We start from the raw sequence: 18,474 nt of genomic DNA, 5'->3' as shown, positions 1-18,474 counted from the left end.
GATAAAATTTTCGTTGGTGTCCTATACACCAATACATAGCTCTAATGGAGGCATACATACAATGGAAAAAACATTCCTTATGGTAAAACCAGATGGCGTACAACGCAACCTGATCGGGGAAATCGTATCCCGTTTTGAGAAAAAAGGCTACCAACTCGTAGGTGCTAAGCTGATGACAGTAAGCCGCGAACTGGCTGAAGAGCATTATGCAGAGCATAAAGAGCGCCCATTCTTCGGTGAACTGGTTGACTTCATCACTTCCGGTCCAGTATTCGCAATGGTATGGCAAGGTAACAACGTAATCACAACTGCTCGCGCTATGATGGGCAAAACAAACCCAGTTGACGCTGCTTCCGGTACGATTCGTGGCGATTTCGCTACTTCCGTTGGCATGAACATCATCCACGGTTCTGACTCTCCTGAGAGCGCTGAGCGTGAAATCGGCCTGTGGTTCTCCGCTGAAGAAGTTCTCTCCTTCGAGAAAACCATCCAACGCTGGATCTAAGACTGTTCGAGAAAGCCCCATTATTGGGGTTTTCTTTTTTTTGTCAAAATCTTTGTCAAAACAGATAGGATAATGACGAAATATAGCGAATGAAAATAGGGAGTTTGCAAAGGGGGTACGATTCAGCATGGAAGATAAGGACTTTCTCCAATTTATAGCTAGTGTGAAAAAAATGACTGGAATTGATCTTGCCCTCTACAAGGAAGCACAGATGAAGCGCCGTCTAACCTCGTTGAGACAAAAGCGGGGGTACACCACATTTGCCCAGTATTTCGATGCCATCGCTAAAGACAAGGAGCTTTTCTACGAGTTCCTCGATCGGATGACCATCAACGTATCGGAATTTTTCCGTAATCCAGGCCGGTGGGAAGTTCTCGAGAATAAAATTTTGCCACGCTTGGCAAAGCAATCCCCGCGGGTGAAATGCTGGAGTGCGGCATGCTCGACAGGGGAGGAGCCGTACACACTTTCACTTATTTTGTTACGTCAGAAGTTGGATGCGACCGTACTCGCTTCCGATATTGATGAGGGTGCACTGGCAAAAGCAAAGCAAGGGGTATACACGGACCGTTCCCTGCAAGATTGTCCGAAAGACCTCGTTACGAAGTATTTTGAAAAAGATACACTCAGCTATCGCATCACGGACGAAGTGAAGAGAAAAGTGACGTTCAAAAAACATAATTTATTGGCGGACTCATTTGATTCTCAATTTGATTTAATTATTTGCCGGAACGTGATGATTTACTTTACCGAAGAAGCAAAGCATGAGCTGTATCATAAGTTTAGCCGGGCACTAAAGCCTGGCGGGGTACTCTTTGTAGGTAGCACAGAACAAATTTTTCAGCCGCAGCAATACCAACTGGAGACAGAGGATACGTTCTTCTATCGAAAAATGGGTTGATTCAGGTTGGCCTTGGTATATCTCTGCTGATTTTTCCCTAGACTAGGAATACCTACTTTGCAAGAGGAGGCAGCAGATGGACAAACACAAGGTCATCGAGGCATACCGTCGAGGGCTGATCACGCTGCAGGAATGTGGTCAGATATTAGGGGCGGAGAGGACACAACTAGATGATTTGATACGCGTGGATCACACTCGCAAACCGCTGAGCCCCAATCCTTTTTTCAACGTGTAGGAAAATATAAACGCTTCGTTCGATCGCGATAGCGTAAAGAGAGCGCTTCTCCTTATTCGGAGGGGCGTTTTCCTGTAAGACCAAAAGGTTTTTCGCAAACGTTTGTCACTTTTGTATTTCCACGGCGTACTAGGTATGATATTATAGCGCTTAAAAGTGATAAAGGACAGCACCCCGAAAAGAGTGCCTTTAGGGGATACAGGCTGCCAGGAGGATGGAGGAAGGATAGAGATGCGTTACTTGACAGCAGGGGAATCCCACGGGCCGCAATTAACAGCTATCATTGAGGGCGTACCGAGCAACCTGCCGATTTCCATTGAGGAAATTAATGAGCAGTTGGCACGTCGTCAGAAAGGCCATGGCCGCGGCAGAAGAATGCAGATTGAAAAGGATCAGGTGAAAATTCTTTCTGGTGTCCGTCATGGATATACAACCGGAGCTCCTATCACACTGGTCGTTGAAAATAAGGATTGGACGCATTGGCAAGGCATCATGAGTGCTGAGCCTGTAGAGGAAGGCTCTGAAGAAAAGCGTCGTGTATCCCGTCCACGTCCTGGACATGCTGATTTAAACGGGGCGATTAAGTATCATCAACGCGATATGCGCAATATTCTGGAACGTTCCAGCGCTCGTGAGACTACTGTCCGCGTAGCTGTTGGTGCAGTCGCTCGCCAATTGCTGGCTCAATTTGGTATCCGTATTGGCGGACAGGTACTCCAGATTAATGAGATCGTGGCGAAGCGACAAGAAGTAAGTCTGGACGAGCTGATTGCGCGCACAGAAGAATCGCCAGTGCGCTGCTTGGATAAAGAAGCGGAGCCGCTGATGATGGCAGCGATTGACAAAGCAAAAGAAGACGGGGATTCCCTCGGTGGTACCGTAGAAGTAATCGTTGAAGGCGTGCCGATTGGCTTGGGTAGCCATGTGCAATGGGACCGTAAGCTGGATGGGCGTCTTGCACAAGCGATAATGAGCATTCAGGCTTTCAAAGGTGTCGAAATCGGTATCGGATTCGAGGCAGCCGGTCTGAAAGGCTCGCAAGTTCATGACGAGATTCTTTGGAACGAAGAAACTGGCTACAGCCGTAAAACGAATCGTGCAGGAGGACTCGAAGGCGGAATGACGACAGGAATGCCTGTAGTTGTTCGCGGTGTCATGAAGCCGATCCCTACCTTGTACAAGCCACTGATGAGTGTGGATATTGATTCGAGAGAGCCATTCTCAGCGAGCATTGAGCGTTCAGACAGCTGTGCTGTTCCAGCGGCAAGTGTGGTTGCGGAGGCAGTGGTAGCATGGGAGATCGCGAATGCCATGTGCGAAAAATTCCCTTCTGACTCTCTCGACGACATGGAAGAAAACGTACGTCAATACCGTGCGTACACGGAGAAATTCTAATGAGCGTGGAGAAGCTGACTGTTGAGCTGGGCGAGCGCTCCTACGAAATTGTGATAGGCGAGGGTCTTTTGGACCAGGCATCAGCGTTGCTAGTAGAGGCAGGGATTGCTTCTACTAGCAAGCTGATGATTGTCACAGATGAGAATGTAGCCGTTCATTACTTAGAGCCTTTGCTGGGTGTATTGCGGCAGCATGGGTACCAAGCCCACTCAGCTGTCATTGCTGCTGGAGAACAATCGAAGAGCCTGACTGTCTACGAGCGATTGATGACAGAGGCAATTGATGCAGGACTGGACAGGAAGTCTGCTGTATTGGCTCTCGGTGGCGGAGTCGTCGGTGACTTGGCTGGATTTGTGGCTGCTACGTACATGCGCGGCATTGATTTCGTACAAATGCCGACTACCTTGCTCGCACATGATAGCTCGGTTGGTGGAAAAGTAGCGATCAATCATCCACTCGGAAAAAATCTCATTGGGGCTTTCCATCAGCCTAAAGTTGTTATTTATGACACGAAAGCCTTGCACAGCTTGCCGAAGCGGGAAGTCGCAGCAGGCTTTGCAGAAGTTGTGAAGCATGGACTTATCGCTGACGCTGCCTTTGTCGATTGGCTGGAGGACAACGCTGATAGGCTATGGCAGCTCGATTCAGAATTATTAGGGAAAGCCATTGAAAAAGGTTGCGCAGTCAAAGCAGCGATTGTTTCTCAAGACGAGACAGAGCAAGGGCAGCGTGCATTGCTGAATTTGGGTCATACGTTTGGTCATGCGTTTGAAGCACTGTCTGCTTACTCCACCCTGAATCATGGGGAAGCTATCTCCATTGGGATGTGTTTGGCTGCAAAGGTAGCGGAACGGATTGGTTTTGCCGAGACAGGTGTATACCATCGCACAAAACGGATGATGGAATTGTTCCACCTGCCAACGGCGTGGCCGGGCAATCTCTCGCCAAAAGCTGTGCTGGAAGCCATGAAACGAGACAAAAAGACAGTAGGCGGAAAGCTGGCCTTGGTGTTGCCTAGAGCAATCGGGCAGGTTGAAGTCGTCAAAAATATAGAAGAAGAACTCATACTGGGAGTTATGAGAGAAGAAGTGGAGGGATAAGGATGGGAACGAGAGGAATCAGAGGCGCGGTCACAGTGGAAGCCGATACGCGCGAAGAGATTGTCTCCGCTACCAAATGGTTGCTGGAGGAAATGGTAAGCCGCAACGAAGTAAACCCCGAAGACATTGGCAGCATTATTATTACGACGACAGAGGACCTCTGTGCGACCTTCCCCGCTCAAGCGGCCCGCCTGCTTGAAGGAGAAGCTTGGCAATACGTCCCACTCATGTGCGCAAGAGAAATCCCGGTGCCAGGTGGCTTGCCGCTTTGTATTCGTGTCATGATGCATGTGAATACGGACAAGACAGCAAAAGACATTCATCACGTCTTTTTGCGTGATGCAGTCAAGCTACGCCCGGATTTGACAAATCGCGGTTGACAATTAGGGCGCTCTCTTTTACCATAAGTGAAACGAGAGCGCCTCGTTTTTCCGGTAATAAGCAAAAGCCGGCTGAGAGCAGAGAATGAGTTGAGCAGAGTTGAGATGAGTTAGGTTGAGGAGAGAAGAGAAGGCTGGGTACATATTGACACCCAATCCAGGTCTCTTTGTCTGGATTTTTTTGTATACTAAAATTTCTCCCCCTACCTCTCGCTCTAGAAGCGGGTGTAGAAAAGGTGGATGCCTCATTCCCTTTTCTCTCCCACTAATTGAGGAGATGAGAGTCCATGTATTTCCCTTCCCTTGCCGAGGTCAAGACCCTTTCGGCGTCGTATTCCCTTATCCCTGTAAGCATGAAACTGTTGGCAGATCAAGAGACTCCGATTCGTTTGTATCAGAAGATTCGCAAAAGTGATTCCTTTTTGCTGGAGAGCGTAGAGGGTGGTGCTCGCTGGGCGCGTTTTTCGTTCATTGGCATGAATCCTTTTCAAATCGTGGAAGCAAAAGGTGAAGAAATCACGGTTTCCTATCGCACTGGTGAAAAGCATGTCCACACAGGAAATCCCGTTTCCTTTTTGCGTGAAGAAACCGATCGCTACAAAAGCCCAAAGCTGCCCGGGCTGCCTCGTCTCAGTGGTGGTGCGGTAGGCTTTTTTGGCTACAATACGCTGCGCTACTTCGAAAATTTGCCAGCACATCGCAAGGAAGCTGTACGAGTGCCGGATATGCGCTTTCTGTTTGTCGATGAGATGATCGCCTTTGATCATTTGAAGCAGGAAATTCAATTGATTGTGAATCTCCATGTTGAGCCAGGAGACACTGCGGATACAATTGGCGAAAAATACAAGCAAGTCTGCGAACGAATCGAGGAGCTGGCTACCAAGGTTATGGCTCCGCTTGAAATGGATCAACGCATTCAAGTAGCAGCAGACACACCAGCGCCATTGACAGTACAGCCAAATATGACGCGTGAGCAATACGAGCAGCTAGTCGTGCAGGCGAAAGAATACATCGCAGCCGGCGACATTTTTCAAGTCGTGTTATCCCAACGTTTTTCCGTAAAGACGGATGTCGATCCTTTTGCGGTGTATCGATTGCTGCGTACATTGAATCCTTCCCCGTACATGTACTATCTCGAATACGAGGGCGAGACAGTCGTCGGGACTTCACCAGAACTACTCGTGCGTGTAGAAGATGAAAAAGTAGAGATGCGTCCGATTGCAGGAACGCGGAAAAGAGGGGCAACCCCACAAGAAGATGCTGCGTTGGCGGCTGATCTTTTGGCAGATAAAAAGGAGAGAGCCGAGCATTACATGCTGCTGGATCTGGGGCGCAACGATGTAGGAAAGGTCTCTACTTACGGAAGCGTGAAAGTGGAGGAAGCGTTGGTTATTGAAAACTACTCCCATGTGATGCATATGGTTTCGCATGTGACCGGCAAGCTTCGTGAGGGACTGCACGCTTTCGATGCATTGCTGAGTGCTTTTCCGGCTGGTACGGTATCCGGTTCTCCCAAGCTGCGGGCAATGGAAATTATTGCAGAGCTTGAGCCTGACGCACGTCATCTGTATGCGGGAGCAATCGGCTACATTTCATTTGATGGTTCACTCGATAGCTGCATCACGATTCGAACGTTGTTCTTTCAGGATGGTTACGCACATGTGCAGGCGGGTGCAGGCATCGTAGCGGACTCGGTCCCTGCGAGTGAGTACCAAGAGACGGTGAACAAAGCAGCAGCGATGCTCTCTGCGTTGGAAAAAGCGGAACAGCTATTTGTCAGAAAGGTGGAGTTGTCATGCTAACATACGCGCTGGAACAAATTCTGCTTGGGAAGCACTTAACACGGACGGTTGCAGAAGAGGCTATGGGCGAGATTATGGACGGAAAGGCAACTCCAGCTCAGATTGGTGCATTTTTAGCGAGTCTTCGCTTGAAGGGCGAGCAGGTGGAAGAGATTATCGGCTTTGCCAAAGCCATGAGAGCGCGCGCGATGAATTTTCCCATCGAGCTTCCTGGTCTGGTAGACACCTGCGGAACAGGCGGAGACGGAAGTCATACCTTTAACATTTCGACGGCGAGTGCAGTAGTCGCAGCGGCTGACGGTGTACGCATCGCCAAGCACGGAAATCGTGCGGTTTCCAGCAAAAGTGGAAGTGCTGATGTGCTGGAAGCGTTGGGAGTCCCCGTTAATTTATCTCCCAAGGACGCCGCAGATTGCCTGTGTGCTACCAATCTCTGCTTCCTGTTCGCTCCTCTGTACCACCAAGCGATGAAGCATGCGGCTGGCCCGCGAAAAGAATTGGCGATTCGCACGGTGTTTAATTTACTTGGGCCATTGACGAATCCAGCAGGTGCTAGCCATCAGCTGATGGGCGTCTATGATGCTAAGCTGCTTCCGAATGTAGCCGCAGTCTTACACGAGCTCGATGTGAAAAGAGCGCTCGTTGTAGCAGGCTCGGATGGACTGGATGAATTGACTGTCACCGGAACGAGTCATATTGCCGAGTTGCGGGATGGGCGTATTTTGACATATGAAATCGAGCCAGAGCAGTTCGGCCTGCGCAGACATGAGAAGGATGCTTTGCGTGGCGGTGATGCCAATGAGAATGCCAAGATCATTCACGACGTGTTTTCCGGAGCACGTGGGGCAGCACGCGACATCGTTTTGCTGAATGCGGGTGCGATCCTCTACCTCGCAGATCGGGTTAGCTCGATTGAAACTGGGGTTATACGTGCAGCGGAACTGATCGACGGCGGACTGGTCATGCGGAAGCTGGAGCATGTTCGTCACATCGCAGGAGGTATGATTCATGCTTCGTAAAATCGTGGAAAAGAAACGCGAGGAGATCGCACGTCTTTATACAGATACAACCGTTTCAGCATTGCTTTATGCAACGAAGGAAGTCCAGCGTCCACGCGGATTTCGTCAAGCATTGGAGACAAGTGTACGGCCTGTAAGCGTGATTGCCGAAGTGAAAAAAGCATCCCCGTCCAAAGGGTTAATCCGACCTGATTTCCAGGCAGTGACCATCGCGAAGGCTTATCAGGCCGCTCAAGCAGAATGTTTGTCTGTTTTGACAGACGAGTCCTTTTTTCAAGGGAGTTTAAGCTATCTACGGCAAATTCACGAGGTAGTTGATCGCCCGTTACTCAGAAAAGACTTTCTTCTGGATGAAATTCAAGTCGTGGAAGCAAGAGCAGCAGGCGCTGATTGTGTGTTGCTCATTGCTGCGATTCTCGATAGGGAAACGCTTCGCCACCTGAACCAAACTGCCGAGGAGCTGGGCATGGATGTACTGATTGAGGTCCATGACAAACGCGAATGTGAGCTTGTTTTTCAAGCGATGGAACCGAAATTGCTTGGGATCAACAATCGAAACTTGAATACGTTTCAAACGGACCTTGCCGTTACGCATGAGTTGATTGCAGAACTACCTGCGTCACTAACGATCGTGAGCGAAAGTGGGATTTCGACACCGGCGGATATTGAGAATGTACAAAGTGCAGGAGCCCGGGCTGTGCTGGTTGGAGAGCATTTCATGCGCCAAACAGACGTCGAGCGCGCAGTTATTGATCTCGTGGGAGAAGCGGCACCGGGGGTGAGTGTATGACTCGCTTGAAAATATGTGGGATCAAGCGGACGGAAACACTTGCACTGTTAAAAGAGCTGGAAGTCGATTACGTAGGCCTTGTTTTTGCCTCAAGTAAGCGACAAGTTGATGCCCAGACTGCTGGACAATTGCTTGCAGCCGTTCCGGGTCACCCTCCTGCTGTTGGCGTGTTCGTTAATCCGACGATGGAAGAGCTGGAGCAAGTTCTGAGCGAGGCACCGTTATCCGTTATTCAGTTGCATGGACAGGAGACGCCACGATTTTGCCAGCAAGTTCGGGAGCGGTTCGCTCTTCCGGTGTGGAAGGCGTTGGCTGTGGGCGGAGAAGCGGATGCTGCTTTAGCAATTCAATCCTATCAGGGTATTGTCAGTGCCTTTTTATTTGATACGTATGACCCTGGTCAAGCAGGTGGTACAGGCAAAAAGTTTTCGTGGGAGCAAATTCCTGCATTGCAAGCAGCATGTGAGGCAGCTGACTGCATCATAGCTGGAGGGATTCATGCGGAGAATGTCGGAGAATTAATGGGACAGTATCAAGCAGGGATAGTCGATGTGTCCAGTGGAGTAGAGACGGATGGCGTAAAAGACGCTCAAAAAATAAAAACATTGGTAGAGAGGGTGAAGGCGCATGAACAACATTCAAACAACTACGCGAGTCGTGCCTGACGAAAATGGACGATTTGGTGCCTTCGGAGGCAAGTTTATTCCGGAAACCTTGATGAATGCGGTGACAGAGCTCGAGATCGCTTTTGAAGAAGCGCGTCGTGACCCGGCATTTGTTCAGGAATTGAATGGACTGCTCAGCGAGTATGCTGGACGCCCAACCCCGCTCACCTATGCAGAGCGTTTGACGAAAGCGGTCGGCGGTGCCCAGATCTATTTGAAAAGAGAAGATCTCAACCATACGGGCGCACATAAATTGAACAATGCTTTGGGCCAAGCATTGCTTGCCAAACGGATGGGCAAAAAATCAATTATTGCCGAAACGGGTGCTGGTCAGCACGGAGTGGCAAGTGCAACCGTGGCGGCAAAGCTTGGCCTCTCGTGCAAGGTATTCATGGGGGAAGAAGATATTCGTCGCCAGTCGTTGAATGTTTTTCGGATGAAGCTGCTTGGAGCAGAAGTCATCCCTGCGGTATCCGGCTCTCGTACACTTAAGGATGCGACAAACGAAGCGATTCGTCATTGGGTTTCTCACGTAGAAGAAACGTTTTATGTCATCGGATCTGTGGTTGGCCCGCATCCATACCCATACATGGTTCGCGAATTCCAAAAAATTATCGGAGAAGAGACGCGCAGTCAAGTCCTGCAAATGCTCAGAAGGCTTCCGGATGAGGTTGTTGCTTGTGTTGGTGGAGGCAGTAATGCGATTGGTATGTTTTATCCGTTCATCCAGGATGAGTCTGTCGCGCTCAGAGGGGTAGAAGCCGCAGGAAAAGGAATGGATACGGAAAAGCATGCGGCAACACTAACACTCGGGCGCCCGGGAGTCATCCACGGTTCCTTAACCTACTTGTTGCAAGATGAAAGCGGTCAGGTGCAAGAAGCGCATTCGATTTCGGCTGGCTTGGATTATCCAGGAGTAGGACCTGAGCACGCCTATCTCAAAGACAGTGGAAGAGTGACCTATACTTCGGTAACAGATGCAGAAGCACTCGAGGCAGTCCAAGTGCTTTGCCAAACGGAAGGCATCATTCCAGCGTTGGAGAGCGCACATGCCATAGCTGAAGCGATAAAACGTGCGAAAGAGATGTCTTCAGACAAACTAGTAGTCATCTGTTTATCCGGTCGAGGCGACAAGGACGTACTGACTATTCAAGAAGCGCTGACAGCAGAAGGGGGAGAGTAATCATGACGACAGCTCTTAACAGAATCGATCAATTATTCGCGGATCGTGATCGCAAACGATTCATCCCATTTCTAACCGTAGGCGATCCTACAATAGAAGCAACCTTTCATCTCGTAAAAGCGATGGTCGAAGCAGGAGCAGATCTCATTGAGCTCGGCGTCCCTTACTCCGATCCATTGGCAGACGGCCCAACGATTCAACGGGCATCAGAGCGCGCGCTGAAAAATGGCGTGACGATCGGGGATGCTTTGCAATTGGTGAAAAGGCTACGCGAATCAGGTATGGAGGCTTGCATCGTCCTGTTCACGTACTTCAATCCGGTTTTGCAGTATGGCATTGAGCGCTTTTTTGCCGATCTTGCTGCTTATGGGGCGGACGGTGTTGTTATTCCTGATTTGCCGATTGAGGAAAGCGGTCCAGCAGTAACTGCAGCAAAACAGAATGGCATTCATGTCATTTCACTCGTGGCACCAACTTCCAGTTCCAGAATCAACACGATTGGCGCGCAAGCAACCGGATTTCTTTATTGTGTATCGTCGCTGGGTGTGACGGGTGCCCGCACGGACCTGCGAGAGGATTTGGCAGATTTTCTGGAACGAGTAAAGGCAAGCACATCGGTTCCTACTGCGGTGGGCTTCGGAATATCCACGCCGGATCAAGTACGCGCAGTAGCACCCCATGCGGATGGTGTCATTGTGGGAAGCGCCATTGTACAGCAAATCGAGGAGCATGCTGAGCAGCTGAAAGACCTCAAACAAATGCCAGTAGCTGTAGAAAAAATAAAAACCTTTGTACATCAGTTAGCCAGTGCGCTACAATAGTGGGAAAAATGTGACTGGAGTGAACGTGGATGCAACCGAAACAACGCATACTCAATGCCCCGGTATATCAACCTGGCAAGCCCATTGATGACGTGAAACGGGAATTTGGTTTAACCGAAGTCATCAAACTGGCGTCCAACGAAAATCCTTTTGGTTCCTCACCAAAGGCGAAAGCTGCTATTTCGGAACAGTTGGACAATTTGGCCCTTTATCCTGACGGTGCAAGCCTTAATCTACGCTGGGATCTTGCTGACTTCCTCGGGGTCAAACCAAGCCAATTGTTTTTCGGCAACGGGTCTGATGAAATTCTGTTGATGATCTCTCGTGCTTTTTTGAGCGAAGGAACAAATGCAGTCATGGCGACGCAAACGTTCTCGCAATATCGCTCAAATGGGATTATTGAAGGTGCAGACTTGATTGAGGTGCCGTTGAAAGATGGCGTTCACGATCTCGAAGCGATGGCGGCTGCCATCAACGAACAAACGAAGGTCGTATGGGTATGTAACCCGAACAATCCGTCAGGCACGATTGTAACAACATCCGAGTTGGAAGCTTTTATGAAAAAGACTCCAAAAGATGTGCTCGTCGTTTTGGATGAGGCTTACTACGAGTATGTGGTTGATCCAGAATATCCACAAACAGTACCGATGCTCGCTGAGTATCCGAACCTGATTATTTTGCGTACGTTCTCCAAAATTTACGGTCTGGCTGCTCTTCGTATCGGCTACGGGATCGCGTCAGAAGAGCTCATTTCCTCTCTGGAACATGTGCGTGAGCCGTTCAATACAGGCACACTTGGCCAAGTAGCAGCACGTGCGGCGTTGAAAGACCAGGAATTTGTGAAATCATGCCGCGATCGTAACCGTGAAGGCATGAAGCAGTTTACCGATTCCTTTGACGAGTGGGGGCTTTCCTACTATCCATCTCAGACCAACTTTATCTTGGTTGATTTGAAAATGGATTCCGATGAGGTATTCAAAAAGCTGCTCTCGCAAGGCATCATCGTTCGCTCTGGTAATGCGCTAGGCTTCCCGGGTTTTCAACGTATTACCATCGGGACCAAAGAGCAAAATGATAAGATTCTTTCCGTCTTAAAAGAAATCGTGACTGGAGCATTGAAATAAAAGGACGAAGATGCCGGGCATGCCTCGGCATCTTTGTCTAAGAGAGATAAAGGAAGGATAGAGAGTGGAGATGAAAAAAACCACTATTACTGTAATCGGCGTCGGGTTAATTGGCGGTTCCATTGCGCTGTCGATGCGACGCGATCCAAATATTCGGGTAGTCGGCTACGATTTACGTCAGGATTGTTTGGATAAAGCACTGACTCTAGGTGTCATACACGCTGGCACAACTGATTTGCAGACCGCAGTTCGAGAAGCGAATGTCATCTTCCTCGCATCACCTGTAGAGCAAATCGTTCCAACCATTCGCTCGTTAGTGGAAATGGAGCTGCAGCCGGGTGTGATCATTACGGATGTTGGAAGTACAAAAGCAGGCATTGTCACACAAGCGGCGGATGTCATTCCCGATCATGTTACGTTTATTGGTGGACATCCGATGGCGGGCTCGCACAAATCCGGCGTGGAAGCTGCTTCTGACCGTCTGATGGAGAATGCCTACTATGTTTTGACACCAGCGCCGGGAACATCTGTAGAAAAAGTAAAGCAATTGTCTGAACTACTTACACTCACTCGTGCAAAAGTCGTGCAAATGGACGCGGCTTCGCATGATCAGGTCGTGGGTGCGGTTAGTCATTTCCCGCACATCCTCGCTTCTGCTCTGGTCAATCTAGTGGCAGGGTATGACGAGGAAAATGCTTGGCATACCACGCTTGCTGCTGGTGGCTTCCGTGACATTACACGCATTGCTTCGAGCAACCCCCAGATGTGGCGTGATATTTTGCTGCAAAACCGTGACCCGATCCTCAAAATCGCAAAAGATTGGGCAAACGCATTGGAAGATGTCGTTCACCTCGTAGAACAGGGAGATCCAGAAGGAATCGAGCACTTCTTCAAAACGGCACGAGAATTCCGCGACAGCTTGCCTGAGCGCAAAACGGGTGCATTACCTCCTCTGAACGATTTGTATATCGATATCCCGGACCACCCTGGCGAAATCGGACGGATTACGACATTATTGGGAGCAAGAAATATCAACATCACGAATCTTCAAATCAGAGAGACACGAGAAGACATTTTTGGGGTGCTACGCATTACGTTCCATTCGCAACAAGAGTTGGAAAAGGGAGAGGAAGTTCTTCGCTTTTTCGATTACAATGTATACAAGCGCACATAAGTTTTTTTATGCAAACACACTTTACAACGAAGACGCTTCACAGTGCGACTGGTGATCTGGGAGAGCCTGAGAGAGAAAAGGAGTGGAAGTAATGCTTCGCGTACAAACAGCCAAACAAATCAAAGGTACCGTTCGCGTGCCAGGAGATAAGTCCATTTCCCATCGTGCAGTTATGTTTGGAGCTCTAGCAGAAGGAACGACAACCATTGAAGGCTTTTTGCCGGGTGCCGATTGCTTGAGCACGATTAGCTGCTTTCGTCGGATGGGGATCGAGATTGAACAACAAGGAGATGCCGTAACCGTACAAGGAAAAGGCTGGTTCGGCTTGCAGGAGCCATCTCAACATTTGGATGTAGGGAACTCCGGTACGACCATTCGCCTAATGGCAGGGATCATGGCGACACAGCCTTTCCATGTGGTGATGGAAGGCGATGAGTCTATTGCCAAAAGACCAATGCGCCGTGTAATCGGACCGCTTCGTCAAATGGGCGCCAAAATCGATGGAAGAAAAGACGGTGAATACACACCGTTATCCATTCGAGGTGGGGAGCTTCAAGGGATCGCGTATCAATCCCCAGTGGCAAGTGCACAAGTGAAGTCAGCTATTATGCTGGCAGGGTTGCAGGCAAAAGGCGTGACGAGTGTAACAGAGCCGCATTTGTCCCGCGATCATACGGAGCGTATGCTGCAAGCGTTTGGTGTACAAGTCGTGCGTGATGGCTTGACTGTTTCCGTAGAGGGCGGACAAAAACTAAAAGGCCGTGCCATTTCTGTTCCTGGTGACATTTCTTCCGCTGCCTTTTTGATTGCAGCAGTAATGGTCGTACCTGGCAGCTCGCTTCTCATTGAAAATGTCGGAATCAACCCAAGCCGCACGGGCATCATTGATGTTGTCAAGGCGATGGGGGGAAGCCTGGAGCTTTTGAATGAGCGAATCGTAAATGAAGAGCCGGTTGCAGACCTCCTCGTGACGCATTCGGAGCTGCACGGGATTGAAATTGCCGGAGATATTATTCCACGTCTGATTGACGAAATTCCGGTAATTGCGGTCATGGCAACGCAAGCGAAAGGACAGACCGTGATCCGTGATGCCGAAGAGCTGAAAGTAAAGGAGACAGACCGTATTGCCACGGTGGTTAGTCAACTGTCCAAATTCGGCGCTAAGGTGACACCTACCGATGACGGAATGATCATCGAAGGAAAGACAGGATTGACGGGGGCTGTCATCGATAGCATGGGGGATCACCGAATTGGCATGGCGATGGCGATCGCAGGTCTCGTTGCCGAGGGTGAGACGAAAATCGAAAACGATGAGGCGATTGATGTATCGTTCCCTGGCTTCCATGACTTGCTTGTGAAAATCAGCCAATAACGAAAGAATGATAGAGAAGTCTGTTCCTTTATAGGGTAACAGGCTTCTTTTTTCGTGCAAAGACAAAGCGTTCCGAATTTTAGCAAAAATGATTTGACAAGCGCTTACATTCCGTTTATTATAAAACTACAGTATGGTTTCTCTCCACTCCTATCCAATATAAAAAAGCACGTGTGTGCTACCGTCGTTTGAATGCGCTTACATCAACGACGGTCTTTTTTTGTTTAAAAAGCGGATTGGCTCGAATGAGTACTTTTTCCCCTTTTTGTGCATATGCTCGTACAAGAGTAGTGTGTGCAAGATAGGTGGGAGGGGGACGGGCTATGCTGGAGCAAGGGATGGTCATACGCGGGGGAACGGTTGTCACAGCACGAGGAATGAAAGAAGCAGATATTTGGATCCGTCATGGGAAAATTGTACGAATGGCTAAAGATACCTTGACGAAAAACCCCTTCAACGATTTATATGAAGAAATAGATGCCACTGGTATGTATCTTTTGCCCGGTTTTGTCGCACTCCTGACACATTCGTTGTATAAAATCAAAGATGTTGATGTCTATATAGAAGCCATGCGAAATCTCATCAGCATGGGATGTACAAGCCTGGTGGACGTCTTCAGGCCAGAGCGTTGGATGAGCAGACCGCAGATTCACTATCAACAAACCCAGCATTTCAACAGTTTGCTGGATTATGTTTGGCATGTGGAAATCGATGTCGCCGATCTTTACGGTGATCGCTTAGCCGAGTGGATGAACCACGGCTATTCTTCGTTTCATGTCACGATTCGAAATCCAGAAGAAATTTCCACAATAAAATGGGAAACGCTTTTGCAACTTCAAACGTCTAAACAAACGATCCTGCATATGCAGGTACAAAATGACCCGTTTCTAAAAAAAGAACAACGGGAGCTTATTGGACAGATTTGGATGGAGGCTACTCGTTATTGGCGGTTGCGTACTGTCATGACAGATTCTCAAGCGGCCTTTCGTTTTGAAGAAAATGACCCGTACCTGCATATTTTTCGTTTGCCGGCTGAAGTGACAGATCAAGGTCTACGTCACTTACATCGTCAATGGTTTGGGAGTTTGCAAGTAGCCTCTCCGATACACGATGTACGGATTGATACACGAAAGAGCTGGTGTACGTCAGAAGAATTGCTTTGCTTGCTAGTCAGGCTCGCTTCGACAAATGTTGCAAAAGCAATTGGACTGTATCCGCGAAAAGGAAGCTTGACAACTGGCGCAGACGCTGATATCGTTTTCCTGAAAAAGGAAAACTGGTTGACAAAGAATGATCTTTCCACTATTCTCAATTTTAGTGAAATGCATCTTCCAACATCTGTTATGTCGAACGGTAAATGGATATATCGAAATATGCGATTTATCCCTTTGATTGGTATGGGTAAGTGCTTATTCGACACGAAGCCCTACTCTTATGTCATATAACCCCGGTTTGGGGGTTTTTTCGTGAAAGGTTTCCAGTAGACAGACGTGAAAAAGAATCGTAAGGTCGCGCAACTTTTTACATCCCCAGCAGTCTAATTATGCAAAAGGCCGCTGAGGGATCGGAATCGCAAGGAGGTAATCTCTGATCATGACCGATTCCCAGCTTATCCGAGAGATTAAAGAAGGTAATCTGGAATGCTATGCTGAACTGATTCGTCGATATGAAAAAAAGATCCTCTCATTTGTTACTCATCTTTTGCGTCAGGCACATTTAGAGCATATAGCGGAGGATATATGTCAGGAGACGTTTTACAAGGCGTATAAGAGCATTCATTCTTTCCGAGATGTAGAAGCTACATTCTCCACCTGGCTCTATACGATTGCACGCAACTCCGTACTAAGTGAATTGCGCAAAAGCCGCAATTCTGACGTGTATCTGGATGATACGTTGCAAGTGCCTATGGCATCTCCCAAGACACTGCCTGAGCAAGTTTTGCTCCGGAATGAACGGGAGAGCATGGTAAGACTGGCGATCAACAGCTTGCCAGAGAAGCAACGCTCAGCACTGATATTACGCGAGTACGAACAAATGGATTACACAGAAATCGCTACGATTCTGGATTTAACTGTGAGCTCTGTGAAGTCTCTACTGTTTCGAGCGCGGCAAAGTATTCGTGGACAGTTGGAAAACTACATCCTGGACCCTCATTTGGATGAAGCTGAAGGGATGAATCGATGATGAGATGTGAAGAAGTTCAGGAAATTCTGCCTGAATACGCCGAAAATCTGTTGCCTGAGGTGACCCAACGCCGGGTTGATCACCATATGGCTTCATGCTATGCCTGTCGTTCCGACTATGAGCTTTGGTCGGACAGTGATGAGTGGATGGAAATGGATAAAGAAGAATACCATTCCGTAACCCCATCCCGTTCCATTGTAGACGCTGTGATGGCCCGTATTTTATCGGAAGAGCAATGGGCGATCCCGATTGGCAGAAAAATTTTCAGCGTGACAGCGAGAATGCGACGCATGGCTGCGAGTGTAGCTGTCTTGTTGCTGATGGTCTTTTCTTTCACTTTATATGTGAATTCAAGTACCACGGAGCAAGCGAATTCGCTCGTGATTAACGGAGAAGTTATGGAAATTAACACGCCAAAGGCTCAAGTCATTTCTTCTTCTATGCAAACAGATGACGGTACGTATGTGGTAGAAGCCCAACCATATACGGCGCAAGGAGATTCACTGGAACATGCTACTGCTTCGATCGTACCACTCGATGGGAAGCCGACTTCTCCTGAATTAGCCAAACCGAATTACAGCATTGTACTTAGTATTTTTGGAATCCTTATTACTGTTCTTACAATGAGCTGGCTAACACGAGCATAATGTTATATGATCAAGAGTAAAAGAAAAGACCGTCTTCGGACGGTCTTTTGTGGCTATTTTATTAGAGTGGTTGTTCAGCAAGCGCGTAGAGCAACAAGGCCACGTAAAATACATATGAGGTGAAAGAAATGCCGAAAAAGTGGCTGTATGTCATAGACGAAGCGATCAAGCGGATTGAAAACGATGAAGTAGAGTTGGGCTTGACCGCTCTGCAAAAGGTTCAGGAGCTTGGAAAAGATTTGCCGGATGTCATGATGTATTTGGCAGAGGTCTGGTATCGACTTGGACATTTGGAAGAGGCGAATCAATTGCTGACAGATGTCATGGCCAAAAATCCGCAAATGGATTCCTCTTTACGTAGAGAATGTCAGCTACTGCTAGCGGAGATTGCATTGGATTCCAGTGATTTTGAGACGGCGCAACATCTTCTTTATGAATGCAAAGAATCTGGCTTCGAAAGCATCCAGCTTGACTTGTTGTTAGCGGATCTGTATTCACTCCAAGACTTAGATGAAGTAGCGGTCAAGTACTTGGAGCAAGCGAGACTGAAGGAGCCAGACAACCAAGATATTATGGCGGCACTGGGTAACTTGTATTTCCGTATTGGAGAAGACGAGAAAGCAATGAAGCTCCTGGAACAAGCCGGGGATGAAAGTCTGTCTATGCTTTTGACGAAGGGGCGTTCGTACGCACAAAGCGGTCAATTCGAACAGGCTTACCAAGTATTCCGTCAGGCGCTGGTCATGGATCGTTCGCCAGAAGTACTCTACGGCTGTGCACTGATGGCATTCCACGTAGGACGACTGGATGAAGCAGCAGAATTGGTCAATAGTTTGCAAGCTGTTGACGAGGAGTATGTGGCAGCATATCCATTAGCTGCAGATTTGAATCTTTCGATGGGGAAAACAGAAGCAGCGATTGAGGCGTTGAAGCAATATGTATCGTTGTCAGGTTTCGATTTGGACCAAATCCGCAGGCTGATTGCCCTTTTGAGTCAAGCCGGACGCTATGAGGAAGCGAAGGAATACCAACAACTTCACGACCTGTGGGACAATGAATCCGACGAGGAGCAATAAAAAATCGACAAACAGGAAGTCACTTCGGTGGCTTCCTGTTTATTTTTCCGCATTTTGGCAAGAATGAGAGACAAGTAAGCCATCGTAAAGAAGGGATGCAC

At 48.5% G+C, this 18,474-nt stretch carries 19 protein-coding genes; all 19 read left to right on the top strand.

Annotated elements, in window-relative coordinates; translation table 11 throughout:
• The first annotated feature begins 61 nt into the window (after nt 1-61).
• The 19 genes from ndk (at nt 62) to HP570_RS12685 (ending at nt 18,373) form a co-directional block, all read left to right on the top strand.
• Nucleotides 62-505, top strand: a complete 444-nt coding sequence (gene ndk, locus HP570_RS12775; protein ID WP_007716560.1) for a nucleoside-diphosphate kinase — start codon at nt 62-64, stop codon at nt 503-505.
• A 127-nt stretch (nt 506-632) separates the two neighbouring features.
• A complete protein-coding gene (locus HP570_RS12770; RefSeq protein ID WP_012686153.1) occupies nt 633-1,406 on the top strand; it encodes a CheR family methyltransferase in 774 nt (257 codons plus the stop codon).
• Between the two features lie 76 nt (nt 1,407-1,482).
• Nucleotides 1,483-1,641, top strand: coding sequence for a hypothetical protein (locus HP570_RS12765; protein ID WP_007716564.1), 159 nt, complete (start codon nt 1,483-1,485; stop codon nt 1,639-1,641).
• Nucleotides 1,642-1,872: 231 nt separating this feature from the next.
• Nucleotides 1,873-3,036: a chorismate synthase gene (gene aroC, locus HP570_RS12760; protein ID WP_173625998.1), complete on the top strand. Its 1,164-nt coding sequence runs from the start codon at nt 1,873-1,875 to the stop codon at nt 3,034-3,036.
• Nucleotides 3,036-4,136: a 3-dehydroquinate synthase gene (gene aroB, locus HP570_RS12755; RefSeq protein WP_173625997.1), complete on the top strand. Its 1,101-nt coding sequence runs from the start codon at nt 3,036-3,038 to the stop codon at nt 4,134-4,136. The genes aroC and aroB overlap by 1 nt, the downstream gene beginning before the upstream one ends.
• Before the next feature lie 2 nt (nt 4,137-4,138).
• A complete protein-coding gene (aroH, locus tag HP570_RS12750) occupies nt 4,139-4,516 on the top strand; it encodes a chorismate mutase (protein ID WP_064199973.1) in 378 nt (125 codons plus the stop codon).
• 287 nt (nt 4,517-4,803) lie between these two features.
• Nucleotides 4,804-6,318 carry an anthranilate synthase component I gene (gene trpE, locus HP570_RS12745; protein WP_142496168.1) on the top strand — a complete coding sequence of 505 codons (1,515 nt, stop codon included), beginning with the start codon at nt 4,804-4,806 and terminating at the stop codon, nt 6,316-6,318.
• A complete protein-coding gene (trpD, locus tag HP570_RS12740; RefSeq protein ID WP_173625996.1) occupies nt 6,312-7,337 on the top strand; it encodes an anthranilate phosphoribosyltransferase in 1,026 nt (341 codons plus the stop codon). The genes trpE and trpD overlap by 7 nt, the downstream gene beginning before the upstream one ends.
• Nucleotides 7,327-8,127, top strand: a complete 801-nt coding sequence (gene trpC, locus HP570_RS12735) for an indole-3-glycerol phosphate synthase TrpC (protein ID WP_012686159.1) — start codon at nt 7,327-7,329, stop codon at nt 8,125-8,127. Before trpD ends, trpC begins: the two co-directional genes overlap by 11 nt.
• Entirely contained in the window at nt 8,124-8,792 is a 669-nt protein-coding gene (locus HP570_RS12730) for a phosphoribosylanthranilate isomerase (protein ID WP_173625995.1), read from the top strand. Before trpC ends, HP570_RS12730 begins: the two co-directional genes overlap by 4 nt.
• Nucleotides 8,755-9,975 carry a tryptophan synthase subunit beta gene (gene trpB, locus HP570_RS12725; RefSeq protein WP_142496165.1) on the top strand — a complete coding sequence of 407 codons (1,221 nt, stop codon included), beginning with the start codon at nt 8,755-8,757 and terminating at the stop codon, nt 9,973-9,975. Before HP570_RS12730 ends, trpB begins: the two co-directional genes overlap by 38 nt.
• A 2-nt stretch (nt 9,976-9,977) precedes the next feature.
• Nucleotides 9,978-10,796: a tryptophan synthase subunit alpha gene (gene trpA / locus HP570_RS12720; RefSeq protein ID WP_064199979.1), complete on the top strand. Its 819-nt coding sequence runs from the start codon at nt 9,978-9,980 to the stop codon at nt 10,794-10,796.
• A gap of 29 nt (nt 10,797-10,825) precedes the next feature.
• A complete protein-coding gene (gene hisC, locus HP570_RS12715) occupies nt 10,826-11,920 on the top strand; it encodes a histidinol-phosphate transaminase (RefSeq protein ID WP_012686163.1) in 1,095 nt (364 codons plus the stop codon).
• A gap of 70 nt (nt 11,921-11,990) precedes the next feature.
• Entirely contained in the window at nt 11,991-13,094 is a 1,104-nt protein-coding gene (locus tag HP570_RS12710; protein ID WP_012686164.1) for a prephenate dehydrogenase, read from the top strand.
• Nucleotides 13,095-13,185: 91 nt separating this feature from the next.
• A complete protein-coding gene (gene aroA / locus HP570_RS12705) occupies nt 13,186-14,466 on the top strand; it encodes a 3-phosphoshikimate 1-carboxyvinyltransferase (RefSeq protein ID WP_173625994.1) in 1,281 nt (426 codons plus the stop codon).
• Nucleotides 14,467-14,789: 323 nt separating this feature from the next.
• Nucleotides 14,790-15,911 carry an amidohydrolase family protein gene (locus tag HP570_RS12700; protein WP_173625993.1) on the top strand — a complete coding sequence of 374 codons (1,122 nt, stop codon included), beginning with the start codon at nt 14,790-14,792 and terminating at the stop codon, nt 15,909-15,911.
• A 148-nt stretch (nt 15,912-16,059) separates the two neighbouring features.
• The gene (locus HP570_RS12695) at nt 16,060-16,650 is read left to right on the top strand and encodes an RNA polymerase sigma factor (RefSeq protein ID WP_007716581.1); all 591 of its coding nucleotides are present in this window, start codon (nt 16,060-16,062) and stop codon (nt 16,648-16,650) included.
• On the top strand, nt 16,647-17,297 hold the full coding sequence (locus tag HP570_RS12690; RefSeq protein WP_173625992.1) for a zf-HC2 domain-containing protein: 651 nt from the start codon (nt 16,647-16,649) through the stop codon (nt 17,295-17,297). The genes HP570_RS12695 and HP570_RS12690 overlap by 4 nt, the downstream gene beginning before the upstream one ends.
• Before the next feature lie 128 nt (nt 17,298-17,425).
• The gene (locus HP570_RS12685; protein ID WP_173625991.1) at nt 17,426-18,373 is read left to right on the top strand and encodes a tetratricopeptide repeat protein; all 948 of its coding nucleotides are present in this window, start codon (nt 17,426-17,428) and stop codon (nt 18,371-18,373) included.
• Nucleotides 18,374-18,474 lie beyond the last annotated feature (101 nt).

The organism is Brevibacillus sp. RS1.1 (genome assembly GCF_013284365.1).
GTDB lineage: Bacteria > Bacillota > Bacilli > Brevibacillales > Brevibacillaceae > Brevibacillus > Brevibacillus brevis_D.
Note: the sequence above shows the minus strand (reverse complement) of the source record. Positions and strands in the feature narration are given on the sequence as shown.

Bases quoted from the DNA above. Each gene is read 5' to 3' on its own strand.
- ndk (WP_007716560.1), top strand. From the start codon at position 62: ATGGAAAAAACATTCCTTATGGTAAAACCAGATGGCGTACAACGCAAC.
- HP570_RS12770 (WP_012686153.1), top strand. From the start codon at position 633: ATGGAAGATAAGGACTTTCTCCAATTTATAGCTAGTGTGAAAAAAATG.
- HP570_RS12765 (WP_007716564.1), top strand. From the start codon at position 1,483: ATGGACAAACACAAGGTCATCGAGGCATACCGTCGAGGGCTGATCACG.
- aroC (WP_173625998.1), top strand. From the start codon at position 1,873: ATGCGTTACTTGACAGCAGGGGAATCCCACGGGCCGCAATTAACAGCT.
- aroB (WP_173625997.1), top strand. From the start codon at position 3,036: ATGAGCGTGGAGAAGCTGACTGTTGAGCTGGGCGAGCGCTCCTACGAA.
- aroH (WP_064199973.1), top strand. From the start codon at position 4,139: ATGGGAACGAGAGGAATCAGAGGCGCGGTCACAGTGGAAGCCGATACG.
- trpE (WP_142496168.1), top strand. From the start codon at position 4,804: ATGTATTTCCCTTCCCTTGCCGAGGTCAAGACCCTTTCGGCGTCGTAT.
- trpD (WP_173625996.1), top strand. From the start codon at position 6,312: ATGCTAACATACGCGCTGGAACAAATTCTGCTTGGGAAGCACTTAACA.
- trpC (WP_012686159.1), top strand. From the start codon at position 7,327: ATGCTTCGTAAAATCGTGGAAAAGAAACGCGAGGAGATCGCACGTCTT.
- HP570_RS12730 (WP_173625995.1), top strand. From the start codon at position 8,124: ATGACTCGCTTGAAAATATGTGGGATCAAGCGGACGGAAACACTTGCA.
- trpB (WP_142496165.1), top strand. From the start codon at position 8,755: ATGAACAACATTCAAACAACTACGCGAGTCGTGCCTGACGAAAATGGA.
- trpA (WP_064199979.1), top strand. From the start codon at position 9,978: ATGACGACAGCTCTTAACAGAATCGATCAATTATTCGCGGATCGTGAT.
- hisC (WP_012686163.1), top strand. From the start codon at position 10,826: ATGCAACCGAAACAACGCATACTCAATGCCCCGGTATATCAACCTGGC.
- HP570_RS12710 (WP_012686164.1), top strand. From the start codon at position 11,991: ATGAAAAAAACCACTATTACTGTAATCGGCGTCGGGTTAATTGGCGGT.
- aroA (WP_173625994.1), top strand. From the start codon at position 13,186: ATGCTTCGCGTACAAACAGCCAAACAAATCAAAGGTACCGTTCGCGTG.
- HP570_RS12700 (WP_173625993.1), top strand. From the start codon at position 14,790: ATGCTGGAGCAAGGGATGGTCATACGCGGGGGAACGGTTGTCACAGCA.
- HP570_RS12695 (WP_007716581.1), top strand. From the start codon at position 16,060: ATGACCGATTCCCAGCTTATCCGAGAGATTAAAGAAGGTAATCTGGAA.
- HP570_RS12690 (WP_173625992.1), top strand. From the start codon at position 16,647: ATGATGAGATGTGAAGAAGTTCAGGAAATTCTGCCTGAATACGCCGAA.
- HP570_RS12685 (WP_173625991.1), top strand. From the start codon at position 17,426: ATGCCGAAAAAGTGGCTGTATGTCATAGACGAAGCGATCAAGCGGATT.